Source organism: Enterococcus malodoratus ATCC 43197 (genome assembly GCF_000407185.1).
Taxonomy (GTDB): domain Bacteria; phylum Bacillota; class Bacilli; order Lactobacillales; family Enterococcaceae; genus Enterococcus_A; species Enterococcus_A malodoratus.
The window spans coordinates 1,305,040-1,318,406 of sequence record NZ_KE136481.1 but is presented as its reverse complement, the minus strand read 5'-3'; the positions used below and the strand labels follow the sequence as shown (position 1 = coordinate 1,318,406).

At 35.3% G+C, this 13,367-nt stretch carries 16 protein-coding genes and 1 pseudogene; 15 read left to right on the top strand and 2 right to left on the bottom strand.

Annotated elements, in window-relative coordinates:
* Window positions 1-7: 7 nt before the first annotated feature.
* Window positions 8-196, top strand: a complete 189-nt coding sequence (locus I585_RS06625; RefSeq protein WP_010743166.1) for a hypothetical protein — start codon at window positions 8-10, stop codon at window positions 194-196.
* Between the two features lie 29 nt (window positions 197-225).
* On the opposite strand, the gene I585_RS06620 is transcribed toward I585_RS06625, so the two are convergent.
* Window positions 226-906 (bottom strand): IS6-like element IS1216 family transposase, encoded by a 681-nt coding sequence (locus tag I585_RS06620; RefSeq protein ID WP_002332296.1) that lies wholly within the window; start codon window positions 904-906, stop codon window positions 226-228.
* A gap of 80 nt (window positions 907-986) precedes the next feature.
* Between I585_RS06620 and I585_RS06615 the strand changes: the two genes are divergently transcribed.
* The 12 genes from I585_RS06615 (at window position 987) to I585_RS06560 (ending at window position 11,546) form a co-directional block, all read left to right on the top strand.
* Entirely contained in the window at window positions 987-1,769 is a 783-nt protein-coding gene (locus I585_RS06615) for a sulfurtransferase (protein ID WP_010743168.1), read from the top strand.
* Window positions 1,766-2,473, top strand: a complete 708-nt coding sequence (locus I585_RS06610) for a TVP38/TMEM64 family protein (protein ID WP_010743169.1) — start codon at window positions 1,766-1,768, stop codon at window positions 2,471-2,473. The genes I585_RS06615 and I585_RS06610 overlap by 4 nt, the downstream gene beginning before the upstream one ends.
* 226 nt (window positions 2,474-2,699) lie before the next feature.
* The gene (locus I585_RS06605) at window positions 2,700-3,299 is read left to right on the top strand and encodes a tyrosine-type recombinase/integrase (RefSeq protein ID WP_010743170.1); all 600 of its coding nucleotides are present in this window, start codon (window positions 2,700-2,702) and stop codon (window positions 3,297-3,299) included.
* A 48-nt stretch (window positions 3,300-3,347) separates the two neighbouring features.
* Window positions 3,348-4,043 carry a Fic family protein gene (locus I585_RS06600; protein ID WP_010743171.1) on the top strand — a complete coding sequence of 232 codons (696 nt, stop codon included), beginning with the start codon at window positions 3,348-3,350 and terminating at the stop codon, window positions 4,041-4,043.
* Window positions 4,044-4,098: 55 nt separating this feature from the next.
* Window positions 4,099-4,452: a hypothetical protein gene (locus I585_RS06595; RefSeq protein WP_010743172.1), complete on the top strand. Its 354-nt coding sequence runs from the start codon at window positions 4,099-4,101 to the stop codon at window positions 4,450-4,452.
* 222 nt (window positions 4,453-4,674) lie between these two features.
* Window positions 4,675-6,774, top strand: coding sequence for a BglG family transcription antiterminator (locus tag I585_RS06590; RefSeq protein WP_010743173.1), 2,100 nt, complete (start codon window positions 4,675-4,677; stop codon window positions 6,772-6,774).
* Window positions 6,765-7,415: a bifunctional 4-hydroxy-2-oxoglutarate aldolase/2-dehydro-3-deoxy-phosphogluconate aldolase gene (locus I585_RS06585; protein WP_010743174.1), complete on the top strand. Its 651-nt coding sequence runs from the start codon at window positions 6,765-6,767 to the stop codon at window positions 7,413-7,415. Before I585_RS06590 ends, I585_RS06585 begins: the two co-directional genes overlap by 10 nt.
* Entirely contained in the window at window positions 7,402-7,854 is a 453-nt protein-coding gene (locus tag I585_RS06580; protein ID WP_010743175.1) for a PTS sugar transporter subunit IIA, read from the top strand. The genes I585_RS06585 and I585_RS06580 overlap by 14 nt, the downstream gene beginning before the upstream one ends.
* A gap of 16 nt (window positions 7,855-7,870) precedes the next feature.
* Window positions 7,871-8,176, top strand: a complete 306-nt coding sequence (locus I585_RS06575) for a PTS sugar transporter subunit IIB (protein ID WP_010743176.1) — start codon at window positions 7,871-7,873, stop codon at window positions 8,174-8,176.
* 11 nt (window positions 8,177-8,187) lie between these two features.
* Complete coding sequence (locus I585_RS06570) at window positions 8,188-9,465, top strand: PTS galactitol transporter subunit IIC (RefSeq protein WP_010743177.1); 1,278 nt, start codon at window positions 8,188-8,190, stop codon at window positions 9,463-9,465.
* 18 nt (window positions 9,466-9,483) lie between these two features.
* Window positions 9,484-10,632 (top strand): galactonate dehydratase, encoded by a 1,149-nt coding sequence (gene dgoD, locus I585_RS06565; protein WP_010743178.1) that lies wholly within the window; start codon window positions 9,484-9,486, stop codon window positions 10,630-10,632.
* Window positions 10,633-10,643: 11 nt separating this feature from the next.
* The gene (locus I585_RS06560; RefSeq protein ID WP_010743179.1) at window positions 10,644-11,546 is read left to right on the top strand and encodes a phosphotriesterase family protein; all 903 of its coding nucleotides are present in this window, start codon (window positions 10,644-10,646) and stop codon (window positions 11,544-11,546) included.
* A gap of 246 nt (window positions 11,547-11,792) precedes the next feature.
* On the opposite strand, the pseudogene I585_RS22870 reads toward I585_RS06560, so the two are convergent.
* Window positions 11,793-12,116 (bottom strand): annotated as a pseudogene (locus I585_RS22870) (transposase); the annotation flags it as partial.
* An 88-nt stretch (window positions 12,117-12,204) separates the two neighbouring features.
* Here I585_RS22870 and I585_RS06555 point away from each other — a divergent pair.
* Together I585_RS06555 and I585_RS06550 are read left to right on the top strand one after the other, a co-directional pair.
* Complete coding sequence (locus I585_RS06555; RefSeq protein ID WP_002319817.1) at window positions 12,205-12,885, top strand: IS6-like element ISS1N family transposase; 681 nt, start codon at window positions 12,205-12,207, stop codon at window positions 12,883-12,885.
* A 251-nt stretch (window positions 12,886-13,136) separates the two neighbouring features.
* On the top strand, window positions 13,137-13,337 hold the full coding sequence (locus I585_RS06550) for a DUF3173 domain-containing protein (protein ID WP_010743180.1): 201 nt from the start codon (window positions 13,137-13,139) through the stop codon (window positions 13,335-13,337).
* Window positions 13,338-13,367 lie beyond the last annotated feature (30 nt).

Below are 13,367 nucleotides of genomic sequence, written 5' to 3'. Positions count from 1 at the left end.
AATTTCTATGAAAGAATATACTATTACTATTGATGGTGGCACAAGCAAAACAAAAGTTTGTTTATGGAATGGTGAAGGCCAAATCGTTAATGTTCAAACTAGAAATGTTGGTGCTAGAGATTGTGCAATACAAGGGAATACGACTGTGTGGAAGAGAGCGATTCATCAAATGGTTCTGTTGCAAAGTTTTAAATAAAGAATAAAATCCCTTACGGTATCTATGATTTAAGCTGGGATTCCCAATAATATCTTGATTTCAGTACAGACCGAAAACCCGAAGAGAGTGCCTTCTTTTCGGGTTTTCTTATATAATCCTCGGATGGCTTCCATGCCTTTAATCGTGGTAGAGGCAGTGCGTAAACTTCGATAGAATTTATTGCGTCTCTTTACTGGACGATGGTCTTGTTCAATCAAATTATTCAGGTATTTAATGGTACGATGTTCTGTCCCTTGATAAAAGCCGTATTCTTTTAGTTTCTTAAAGGCACTTGTAATAGAGGGGGCTTTATCTGTGACTACAACCTTCGGTTCATCAAACTGCTTCACTAACCGCTTAAGAAAAGCATAGGCTGCTTGTGTGTCCCGTTTTTTACGTAACCAAATATCCAAGGTTAAACCATCTGCATCGATGGCTCGATACAAATAATGCCATTTTCCTTTAATTTTGATGTACGTTTCATCCATTTTCCATGAATAAAAGGATTTTTTATTTTTCTTTTTCCAAATTTGATAGAGTAGTTTGCCATATTCTTGCACCCAACGATAAATCGTCGTATGAGAAACGTTAATGCCACGATCATATAAGATTTCTCGAACTTCACGATAGCTAAGGTTATAACGAAGATAGTAGCCCACGGCTACAATAATCACATCCTGCTGAAATTGCTTTCCTTTAAAATGATTCATCGTCATTCCTCCTGCTATCTTTTTCTATTATTCTACCTTATTTGATAGTAGATTTAAAACTTTGCAACAGAACCGATTATGTGAAGGACCATTTAGATGATATTATCTTAATCGATGCACGCGGTGAAGATGCGGCTAAAAAAGGGACTGTGAAAGAAGCTGTTCCGATGACATGGCAATATCTATCGGATGTGGAGAATGGTGCTTCTGGTGATGAGAATTGGGGATTAGTATTAGAGCCTAAAAAGCTGGCTGAACATCTAGGTGAGAAAGGAATTGCAAAGGAGAAAGAGGTTGTATTATTTGCTTCTGCTCAAGAAGGCTGGGGAGATGATGGTCGGATTGCATGGGAGCTTCTTGCTGCTGGATATAAAGATGTAAAAATGGTTGATGGAGGCTTCTCTGCACTTAAAGATGCCGGAGTTAAAACGAATAAAGGCGGTACAGAACTAAAACCTGTCGATGTTGAGATCGACTCAATTAATCAAGATCATATGATCAAAACAGATGAACTTAAGGCGGATTACGATGATTACAAAGTCGTAGATGTTCGTGAGGATAAAGAATACGATGGTGAAGTATTATATGGTGAAGCAAAAGGTGGGCACCTTCCTGGCGCGATTCACGTGAAATATACTGATCTATTCAATAAAAATGGCACACTTAAAAGCAATGACCAATTAACTAAACTTTTTGAAGATGCTGGATTATCGAAAGATGATAAAATTGTCACTTACTGTACTGCGGGTATCCGTTCTGCTTATACACAATTGGTCATGGATATGTGCGGATTTAAAAATGTTAAGAATTATGATGGCTCATTTTATCGTTGGGCTAAAGTAGAAGATGTAGAGAAACAATGAAAAAACTGAGTAAAAAACAAGTAGCTAGAATTATTCTAGTCTTATTGATAGTGATAGGTATCGTGTGTTTCCTATATGTTCCAGCTATTAAATCAAAGCTTACTCAGGTATTAATGCTGTTCCGATCTATGAGTGTGGAGAGTATCATTGGTTATATTAAATCATTTGGTGCATGGGCAATTCTGATTTCATTTCTACTAATGATGTTTCAATCCGTCATAGCTCCTCTGCCAGCATTTCTGATTACGTTCGCAAACGCAGCGATATTTGGCTGGTGGCAAGGTGCAATCCTTTCCTGGAGCAGCGCAATGGCTGGGGCGTTACTGTGCTTCTACATTGCTCGAATTGCTGGAAGAGATTTTGTCGAGAAACTAAATAAAAATTTTTCATTGCAGAAATTAGATGAATATTTTGATCGTTATGGAGAACACACGATACTTGTTTGCCGATTGTTGCCCTTTATCTCATTTGATTTCATCAGTTATGCTGCTGGACTAACAGCGATCAAACCTATCCCCTTTCTAATTGCTACAGGATTGGGGCAGTTGCCAGCAACTATTGTCTACTCGTATGTTGGAAGTAATTTAACAGGTAATAGTCAAAAAATTATGTTTGGCTTACTGAGTATGTTTGCTTTGTTTATAGCAATTTATGTAATTAAACAAATCTATGGTGAAAGAATAAAAAAAGAATCTGCTAAATAAGTTTTGAAAATGTTAGAGAGAAAGAATATCCAACTTCTTTATCTCTTTTTGATACTCTATCGAATGTAACACAAACCGATTCTGTCACATTCGTTAAAACCGCTCCATCCTTAGAGGCTCTAAGAGGAAATCACTTTTCTTTTAGGGCCTTTTTTCCATAGCTTGTTTAAATGTGACTTATTATCTGTTATAATTATATTAAGTAACATTTGAGAGGGGACTAAAAATGAAGAGCGTGGAACCGATTCGCGATAAAAAAAAGATCGATGCCATGAAGGCAATTTTAGCTTCCGGAAAATATGGGCAACGAAATTTGGTGCTTTTTTCGATCGGAATCAATACGGCGTATCGAATCTCCGATTTAAGACAGTTAAAATTAAGTGACGTGTTAGAAATTTCCCGTGGTCGGGTGATTGTCAAAGAACGTCTGGCCATGAAGGAACAAAAAACAGCTAAACACAATTCGGTCTTCATTTCGAACAAATTACGAAAAGTGATTCTTGATTATGTTCAATCCGAATTTCCTGAGCAGCTGCAAGTACAAGACTTCAGCAATTATTTGTTTCCAAGTCGAAAAGGAGCAGATACACCTTTGACCCGACAAAGCCTTTGGCGGATCATTCATGAAGCAGGAACGGCGGTTGGGTTGAAAGAAATTGGTCCCCATTCGATGCGCAAGACCTTCGGCTATTTTTTGTACAAGCAAGGGACCAAAACAGAGATCATTCAGTCGCTACTCAACCATTCTTCACAACGGGAGACTATACGCTATATTGGGATCACTCAGGAAGACAAAGATACCGCAGTGAAGAGTTTGGATTTATGACAGAATAATACCCTATATAATAGAAGGAAAAATTCAAGAGGTGAGAAAATGAACGAAGAAATGCAGCCTACATTTCCTGATAAATACCACTTATCTCGCAAAGAGTCTGTGTATTTATTGAAGAAAAACATTGTGGAACTGGTGTACAATGCGGGGAAATTTGAAGGATTGAATACAACGCTATTACAAACAGAAGAGATTATTAAGTATAATCGGGCCAATAACGTGGCCGTAGATGATGTCCTAACCGTCGTTAACTTAAAAAGAGGCTTTGAATTGCTTTTAAACGACGTACAGGAGCCCCTGTTAGAGACAAGTAAGCGGATTAATCGGATCGTTGCAGCGGAAGATGCCCTTTTTCCTGGTGAAATAAGAACCGGCGGAGTAGAAGTATCGACCATTCAAAGTATATATGTGCCACCAATGTTAACTGAAGACGAGGTAAATAATCAATATGATGAGATAATGAATCAGGATATATCAGAAACTGAAAAAGCCCTGCGGCTGTTTCTATTTATTTCGAAAAATCAAATATTTTGGGACGGTAATAAAAGAACTGCATTGTTAACTGCTAATAAGATCATGTTTAGCCAAGGGCTAGGATTGTTATCCATTCCCGAAACAAAATTTGCAAAATTTAATGAACTGCTATCTATGTATTATAATAGCAACCAATCTAGCAATGAATCAAAAATTTTATCATTTATGCACGAAGAATGTATTTATGGTATTCGTTATTTATAGTAAACAATGGAACAGTTACTGAATTACAATGAGCCAATAAAAAGGAGAGTATGTGATGTCATTAATGTCAATAAATTATTTTGGATATGCTGTATATAATGTAACTGTGGAAGAATCAATAGTAAACTTGTTACGATTTGAGATATCAAAAATGGATGAGAATGCCACTACTACAATTAATATAGATCCTAAATATAATAATTTAATATCGTTTGAAGTAACTGTTGAATCTAGAAACCCTGAGGATGAATATGATAAAATCGTTGATATTATATCTGAAACCAATGCTATCATTATGCATTTAGGTAGCGTAGAAGAAAGTTATTCTACTGGTGAACAATGTTACATGGGAATTCAGACTCTGACACCAGCTAATGATTTGAATGATTGGTTCTGTTGCGAAGTTTGATTTTCAAACTTCGCAACAGAACCTGATTCACAAACAGTTGCTTCAATTATGACACGCGTGCCTAATAATCTGGTTGGTACTCCACACCATTCTGATGGTGCATAAGATAAAAAATTAAAGAAGTGCCTGGCATTTGTCTGATTTAAGCCAAGGTTTGACAAATTTTGGATATTCCAATTAATACTGTAAGCGGTTATATTTAACTCAGGGAGGTAGATGAATGTGAATACAAAAGATTTAAAACTGTTAGAAACCATTGTACGATCACATGTGACAAACTCTCAACAATTGAAATCATTAGTACATTTTTCGACTAGGCAGATAACTTACTCTATAAAAAAAATTAATGATGAATTATCCCTTCATGGATTGAGTCTGATAAAGCGAAGTAACTCAGGGGAGTGGTTATATGAAGCCAATGATCTTCAAAAACTTTTGATATACATGAATCAAGCAATGGTTTTTAAAGAAGGTACGATTCCTGAATATATAAACGATGATTTGGCTTATAGTGAGATAAGAAGATATTCGGAACTGTTATTTATTCTAGCCAACCCCAAAAAAGTGACAACCCAAGAAATAATGGCGTTTATTGGTATCAGTAAAAATACGGCTAGAAACGACTTTTCTAAAATAAAAAAAGAGTTGCCACCAGACTACACTTTGATATTCGATCCCCAAAATGGCTATATGATTGAATCAAGCATGGCAAAGCTTCATACATTGCTCTTAGAAGTTTTCAATTATTTATTTGAAAGGCATGCAACAGTTAACCGTTTTGAGTCACTCTTTTCTGAAGAAAGGGAATTTGTTAGTTTTTTTATTCACACCTACGAACAAACTTTTAAATTGAAATTTTCTGATAATTCACTAACCAAACTTTATTATTTGATAGGTTTATCACTTTCTAGTTTTAAAAGAAGGACGAAAGAACAGATTGATTTTAGTTATGATTTACAGGAATTAGATGAGTTTCAAATGATTCGAAACTGCATTGATCAACATTATCAACACGCTGAGATAGCTATAGATTATGAATGGTTGACGCTTCTGTTTTTATCATTCAATACAATTTCAAATGAGTTTGAAATTTTAGATTCAAGGATCTATCAAGTAATTATGGAGATGATTACTTTATTTCAAAGTAAATCAGCTATTCGGATTAGTAATAAAGAAGAGTTGATCAATCGATTGATGAATCATTTACGACCTGCAATCTATCGAATTCGCTACGAATTACCATTTGAAATAGATGATTTAGCTGAAATTGTTAAGGAAAACCATGAAGTTAGTGCGGTACTTAATTTTGTTAAAGAATCCATTGTACCTTTGGAAGCATTTTTGCGTAAGACGATTCCTGAAACTGAATTATATTTGATTTCTGTTTATTTTTGTTCGGAGCTATTAAATTCTTCTATTATCGAAACACATGTTAGAAAAAAGGCAATCGTCGTATGTAGCAATGGATTGATTATGGCCAATGTAATGGCTAAAACGTTGAAAGAAATTTTTCCAGATATTCAGTTTGTTGCTAGTTCTTCGGTCAGAGAGATGGATAAGTTTGTCGAAGATGTTGATTTGATTTTTAGCAATCAACCCTTGAAAAGTGAAATTCCATTATATATTATACAACCGATTATGAACGAAGAAGAAAAAAACCGCTTGCGGAACCGTGTACTCATTGATTTTTCTACGAATAATATCAGCAAAGAGACTAGGAACCTTACTGAAATTATTAGGCGTTACTCTGCTGTTCAAAATGAAGAAAGTCTACAAACTGATATTGAGAGATTTTTAATTAATTATGCAAATTCACTAATATATCTAGATCGTCAAAGTAAACAGGAACAAAAGATATCTTTTGTGGAATTGCTTGTTTCTGAAGGGATTATTCTTGTATCTACGAAACAACTTACTTGGCAGAACGCGATGGAATTGTCTTGTCAGCCTTTATTAAAGGAGCAGGTAATTAATCAGAACTATCAGACTATTTTAATGAGTCAAATGGCGGATGAAGAGGCTTATTATTTTCTTAATAATCGTATTGCTATTCCACATTCATCGCCAGAAAATGGGGTAATCAAGGGCGGTTGCTCGTTACTTATATCAGTTGATCCAATTATTTTTCCTGGAAATAGGCCTATCCATTTTATTTCCCCTTTTGCAATTGGAAAGAAGGAAAATTATTTACTTGCGATTAACCAATTACTACAACTTTCTAAGGACGAGGAATATCAGCAAGAAATACTTCTTTGCACGACGGAAGATGAAGTGAGAAAAAAAATAAAAAATTTTTTTAAGGAGGAAGCAATATGTCAATAACAAATTTTCCTGAATTAACCATCATTTTAAGAGGATATAGTTTTGAAGAGGCGATGTTTGTCATGGAAGAATTGGCAGCGATGAATTGTTCAGTAGGAATTGAAGTAACAACTAATAATGATGACTTTACACATATCATAACAGAAGGGAACAAAAAATTTGGGCAGCAATTATTGATTGGTGCAGGGACAGTTTTAACATTTTCTCAAGCAAATCAAGCAATTGATAGTGGTGCGAGATTTTTATTAGGACCACAAAAATTTTCAACAGCAATTTTTTCTTTGGCTAGAGAACGCAGGGTGGTAACTGTGCCTTCAGCTTTTACACCATCGGAAATTCAAGTCATGTTTGATGGAGGCGCCGATATTGTGAAAATTTTTCCAGCAATCACTGTGGGACCAACATACTTTCAGCAATTGATTGGCCCTTTTGGTATACGTCCTTTAATGGCAGTTGGAGGGGTGACAATTGATAATATTGCAGATTTTAAAAAAGCAGGAGTTATGTACTTTGGTGTAGGATCAAGCATGTTTCAAAAAGTTGATATACAAAATCGCAACGGACAAGCTATTCGAAAATCAATTCAATCATATTTAGATAAACTAGCTGAAGTAGGAAGTGAAGAAGATGAGTCTCATTAAATTAGAAGAAAAAAATATTTTGTTAAATCAAAGTTTTTCAAATCAAGAAGAGTACTTTCAAAAGATTACAAAGAAACTGATGACAGAAAACATGGTAAAGGAGGGATATTTCGAGTCAATCACTAAAAGAGAAATAACTTATCCAACGGGGTTATATATTGGGGAACAATCAATCGCGATTCCCCATACAGATTATCAATTATCAAATGTTACCGCTATTCTAGTATCCGTTCTTAAAGATAGTTTGCCTTTTCAGCGAATGGATGATCCCGAAGAAACGGTTTCAGTGAATGTTATTATTCAACTTTTATTTGACAGTCCCGATAAGCAACCGCAATTATTGAAGGAGTTGATGAACAAAGTTACCAATCAGGATTTTTTACAAGCAATTCTGGGAGCAAAAAGTAAAACTGAAGTTTTAACTGCATTTAATAAATAAATTGGAGGGAAATACAATGAGTAAAAAAACAATTATCGTCGCATGTGCATCATCAATGATTACATCTACAATGGCAGCTAATAAGATTCGGGAAATAGCGAAAACGAATGGATTACCAGAACCTCGAATTTTGCAACTAAAATTTTCAGAAGTAGCTGGTGCTTTAGAATCAAATCAAATTGACTTTATCGTTCCTACAGGAAAACTGCAAGAAAATGTAACCAAAGGAATCAAAGTTATACCCGGAACACCATTTGTTACGGGAGTGAATGAAGAAAAATCTGAGTCTTTAGTATTAGAAGCATTGAAAGAGCTTGATTAGGAGGGTGAAAAATGAATATTGTCATTGATGCTTTAAACTGGATCTCAAGTTTGGGTCCGATGATTATGATGCCTATCATTATCTTGATTTTAGGATTATTTTTTAGAATTAAGTTGAACACATTATTGAAATCAGCATTAACTGTGGGTATTGGTTTTGCTGGTGTAAATATCATTATTAATTGGTTTATTTCACAAGTAGGGCCCTCTGTGCAGTTAATGGTTAAAAACTGGGGAATTCAAACAAGTATCATGGATGTTGGTTGGCCAGCTCGTGCAGCAGCCACTTGGTCGTTTCCTCTTGCAGCAGTAATGGTCTTTATTATTTTAGGAATTAATGTTCTGATGTTAATTTTTAGACAGACAAATACAGTAATGGTTGATTTTTGGAGTTATAACCACTATATTTTTGTGGCTGCTTTAGTTTATTATGCAACGGATAAAAATATTATATTGGCTGTGATTTTTGGAGCTATTGACGCCATTATTAGTTTCAAACTTGCTGACTGGACAACACCATTAGTAGAAGAGTACTTTGAATTAGAAGGGGTTAATTTTCCAACAGCTAATTCAGTTGGTTGGGCTCCTTTAGCATGGTTGCTTAATAAATTATGGGATCACATTCCGGGTCTAAAAAAGGTAGATGCTCGTCCTGAAAAGATTCAAGAACGTTTTGGATTTGTCGGTGAACCAATGTTTATGGGATTTGTCATTGGATTAGTTATTGGTTTGTTGGCAAAAGAACCTGTTGATAAGGTATTGATTGTTGGAATGAGCACTTCTGCAACAATGGTTCTAACACCTAAGATGATGCAAATATTGATGGAAGGTTTGTTACCATTTGCTAATTCTGTTAAAAAATTCCTGAATATCAAATTTCCAGGAAATAATTTTACAATGGGTGTAGATGCTGCATTAACTGTTGCCAATTCAAGTGCTATTGCTACTGGTATTATTATGGTTCCTATTACTTTAGTGTTAGCAGCTATTTTACCAGGAAACAAACTTTTACCTATTTCAGATATTGCTTATCAAGCAATGTGGTTATCTGCATGGCCAGTTGCTTTTTCAAAAGGAAATATTATTAGAGGAATTCTTTCAACTACAATTATAACTGCTTGTGTGCTCCTAATAGCTACTAATTTGGCAGGAATACACACACAATTAGCATTAGCTGGTGGATTTCAATTACCAGCGGGAATGACACAGATATCTACTGAAGATGCAGGAACGCATATTGTTGGTTTTATCTTAATGAAAATTGCTGAATTTATTTCAAATATTTTCTAAAATTCAGGAGGGCATACAGTGAAAATATCGAAAATTACAGTCTATAAAGTAAAACCAAGGTGGATTTTTGTCAAAGTTTCTACAAATGAAGGAATTGAAGGCTGGGGTGAAATGATTTCTGGAACTAAGACTGAAACAGTTGTTGCAGGAGCGTATGAAATAGGAAATCGTTTCTTAGTTGGTCAAAATCCATTTGCAATTGAACGTCTTTTTCAAGAAATGCACCGTTCATTTTTCCGAGGTGGTCCTATTAATGGAACGATTGTTTCTGGACTTGAAATGGCTTTATGGGATATTAAAGGGAAGGCATTAAATGTACCAGTTTATGAACTACTAGGTGGGGCAGCCCGTGATAAAATCAAAGTGTACTCTTGGATTGGTGGCGATCGCCCTTCTGAAGTGGTAGAACAGGCACAAGATCGAGTAGATCGTGGCTTTACTGCTGTGAAAATGAACGCGACAGAAGAATTACATTACATTGATTCTTATGAAAAAGTAGCAGAAGTAGTGGAACGTGTTGCTTCAATTAGAGAACATTTTGGAGATGCGTTGGGCATTGGTGTTGATTTTCATGGTCGTGTTCACAAACCAATGGCAAAGGTTTTAGCAAAAGCGCTAGAACCCTACCATCCAATGTTCTTAGAAGAAGTGGTTTTGCCAGAGAATGAAGAACATTTCAGTGAAGTAGCAAATGCAGTTGCCGTACCACTAGCAACTGGGGAACGTTTGTATACAAGGTGGCAATTCAAATCAATTCTTCAACAAGGTGCAATTGATATCATTCAACCAGATGTAGCTTTATGTGGAGGAATTTTAGAGACAAGAAAAATTGCTGCGATGGCTGAAGCTTATGATATAGCAGTTGCACCCCATGCTCCCTATGGTCCGATTGCTTTAGCTGCTACATTACAAGTTGACTCCTGTACACCAAATGTGTTTATTCAAGAACAAAGCTTAGGTATTCATTACAATAAAGGGTTTGATTTATTAGATTTTGTGAAGAATAAGGAGATTTTCCAATATAAGAACGGTTTTGTAAATCTCCCAACAAAACCAGGCTTAGGGTTAGAAATGGATGAAGATCGAGTGAAAGAAATTGCACAAGAAGGTTTAGTGTGGACGAATCCTAAGTGGAAAAATTATGACGGTACAATTGCTGAATGGTAGGGGATGAGCACATGATTAATACAGTTATAGGTCCAATTGAAACCCATTCTTTGGGCACAACATTTATTCATGAACATTTATATGTTATTCCTAATGAATTAAGAAAATACGAAGATTATACATTGGATGATATTTATCATAGTATTGCGGAAGTTATGGCTTTTAAGCAAGTTGGTGGAAATACTATTGTTGATTTAACACCAATTAATTATGGACGAAACCCGTTAGCTTTGAAAATGATAGCTGAAGCTACTGGAGTGAATGTATTATTTGTTACGGGATTTCATAAAGAGGAATTTCAGCCAAAATGGTTGACTACACTCAATGATAATGAGGTTTTTGAGTTGCTTTATTCTGAAATAACCCGTGGAGTTACTTCACAAAGCCTTCTGCCAGGAGCAATGAAAGTAGGTACTAGTAAAAATGAGGTTACATTTGCCGAACAAAGAATTTTGGCGATAGCCGGACAAGTACAAAAAGAAACAGGGATTCCTATTATTACACATTGTGATGATGGAACGATGGGATTGGAGCAAATTGATTATTTAACAAAGAACGGTGCAAATGCAAGTAGTATTTGTTTGAGTCATGTAGATTTAACTAAGGATTTTCATTATTTAGCTCAAATATGTGAAACAGGAGCAAGTATTTGTATGGATCATATTGGTAGAGAGTTGACGAATCATGATGCAGATCGAGTACAATTAATCAAAAGATTAGTTGATGCTGGTTATGAGAATCAGATTTGTCTCTCAGGTGACATGGGGCGAAAAAAATATTTACCTACTTATGGAGGGACTCCAGGTCTTACCTATATTTTAACAAGTTTGAAAGAAGAATTGTTAAAAGTAATTAGTGAAACAGCTTTTAATAAAATGATTAAGATAAATCCTATTCGTATTTTGAGTGAATAAGATGCTGATTTGGATAAACAATGTATCTAGAGTTGGACAGTAAAAAACAGTTAGCAGAAGATATAAAAAAAGATAACTATGCAATAGAATAGTACTTATATATCAAACATTCCTAAGTATTACGATTGATTTAGGAATGTTTGATTTTTTAGATATAACTGTAGAAATATTGGAAATTTTGATACTATTGTCAACGGCACCTTTAAAATGTAGGAAAGGGGGTGCGGATGTTTTTCTGGACCATGTTTAACAAATACATCCTTGCTTTTTCCGATATTGAAGAGGACTTAGTCCTCCTAAAGATAACTTGATCCGTTGATTATTATACCAATGGATGTAGTCATCCAATTGATTTATAAATTGATTAATTGTTGTGTTTTTCCAATCACGCTGATAAAACACCTCATTTTTTAATCGTGCAAAGAAACCTTCGCACGCTGAGTTATCTGGTGAGCACCCCTTTTTAGACATGGACCTAGACAGGTTTGCTTTGTTCATTCGTTCAATCCAACCTGGCCATCGATAATGAGCGCCACGATCAGAGTGGATGATTGGACGCTCTTGATCTTGAAGAGTAGCTATTCCGGTTCTGTTGCAAAGTTTTCCAAAAAATCTATTTTAGTGTAAAATTGAGAAAAAAGACAGAGAGGACAGAGTAATGAATCATTTTAAAGGCAAACAATTCAAAAAAGACGTCATTATTGTCGCTGTTGGTTACTACCTGCGTTACAATCTAAGCTATCGTGAAGTTCAGGAATTGTTATATGATCGTGGAATAAATGTTTGTCATACTACGATTTATCGTTGGGTGCAAGAGTACAGCAAAGTCCTCTATTATCTTTGGAAGAAGAAAAATAGACAATCCTTCTATTCATGGAAAATGGACGAAACCTATATCAAAATTAAGGGACGTTGGCATTATCTTTATCGTGCAATTGATGCGGACGGCTTAACCTTAGATATCTGGTTACGAAAGAAACGGGATACGCAAGCAGCCTATGCTTTCTTAAAACGACTCCATAAACAGTTTGGTGAGCCGAAAGCAATTGTGACCGATAAAGCACCTTCTCTTGGCTCCGCCTTTAGAAAGTTACAGAGTGTGGGTTTATATACTAAGACAGAGCACCGAACTGTGAAGTATCTTAACAATTTAATAGAACAAGACCATCGACCTATTAAACGACGAAATAAATTTTATCAAAGTCTCCGTACAGCCTCTTCCACGATTAAGGGCATGGAGACCATTCGAGGAATATATAAAAAGAACCGAAGAAATGGAACGCTCTTCGGCTTTTCGGTGTCTACTGAAATCAAGGTATTAATGGGAATAACAGCCTAAGATATTTGGAGTTCAGAGAGGGCGCGTTTGATTTTCAAACTTCGCAACAGAACCGGTAATTTGATGAAAGAAAAGTATAATTTTTTATTTTAAAATATCGAAGTAATATTTTTAGTTCATCAGGCCTATTACAAACAGAGATAATGATTATGAAATGGATAATAATAGAGTGTTACAGCGCTAAAACCTTGATAAACCTGCTATAATAATTACGGGAATTGAAGTCTATAGCCTGTAAAGAAAGGGGTAATATGATTACTGTTACAAAAAAGGATTTAGTTGAATTAGGCTATGGAAAATATTTTGCAGCAGACATCATTAAACGAGCAAAGAACTTGATGATTGATAAAGGACATACTTATTACGAATCAAAAAAACTTGATCGGGTTCCTCGCGAGGCTGTGGAAGAGATTTTAGGAATCAATTTTACAGAATTATGTAGTAATGATTAGTTTTTGTACCTATGAAAGTGAGGAGCAAGA

Bases quoted from the DNA above. Each gene is read 5' to 3' on its own strand.
- I585_RS06605 (WP_010743170.1), top strand. From the start codon at position 2,700: ATGAAGAGCGTGGAACCGATTCGCGATAAAAAAAAGATCGATGCCATG.
- I585_RS06585 (WP_010743174.1), top strand. From the start codon at position 6,765: ATGTCAATAACAAATTTTCCTGAATTAACCATCATTTTAAGAGGATAT.
- I585_RS06575 (WP_010743176.1), top strand. From the start codon at position 7,871: ATGAGTAAAAAAACAATTATCGTCGCATGTGCATCATCAATGATTACA.
- I585_RS06580 (WP_010743175.1), top strand. From the start codon at position 7,402: ATGAGTCTCATTAAATTAGAAGAAAAAAATATTTTGTTAAATCAAAGT.
- I585_RS06555 (WP_002319817.1), top strand. From the start codon at position 12,205: ATGAATCATTTTAAAGGCAAACAATTCAAAAAAGACGTCATTATTGTC.
- I585_RS06560 (WP_010743179.1), top strand. From the start codon at position 10,644: ATGATTAATACAGTTATAGGTCCAATTGAAACCCATTCTTTGGGCACA.
- I585_RS06600 (WP_010743171.1), top strand. From the start codon at position 3,348: ATGAACGAAGAAATGCAGCCTACATTTCCTGATAAATACCACTTATCT.
- I585_RS06550 (WP_010743180.1), top strand. From the start codon at position 13,137: ATGATTACTGTTACAAAAAAGGATTTAGTTGAATTAGGCTATGGAAAA.
- I585_RS06610 (WP_010743169.1), top strand. From the start codon at position 1,766: ATGAAAAAACTGAGTAAAAAACAAGTAGCTAGAATTATTCTAGTCTTA.
- I585_RS06620 (WP_002332296.1), bottom strand. From the start codon at position 906: ATGAATCATTTTAAAGGAAAGCAATTTCAGCAGGATGTGATTATTGTA.
- I585_RS06570 (WP_010743177.1), top strand. From the start codon at position 8,188: ATGAATATTGTCATTGATGCTTTAAACTGGATCTCAAGTTTGGGTCCG.
- I585_RS06595 (WP_010743172.1), top strand. From the start codon at position 4,099: ATGTCATTAATGTCAATAAATTATTTTGGATATGCTGTATATAATGTA.
- I585_RS06625 (WP_010743166.1), top strand. From the start codon at position 8: ATGAAAGAATATACTATTACTATTGATGGTGGCACAAGCAAAACAAAA.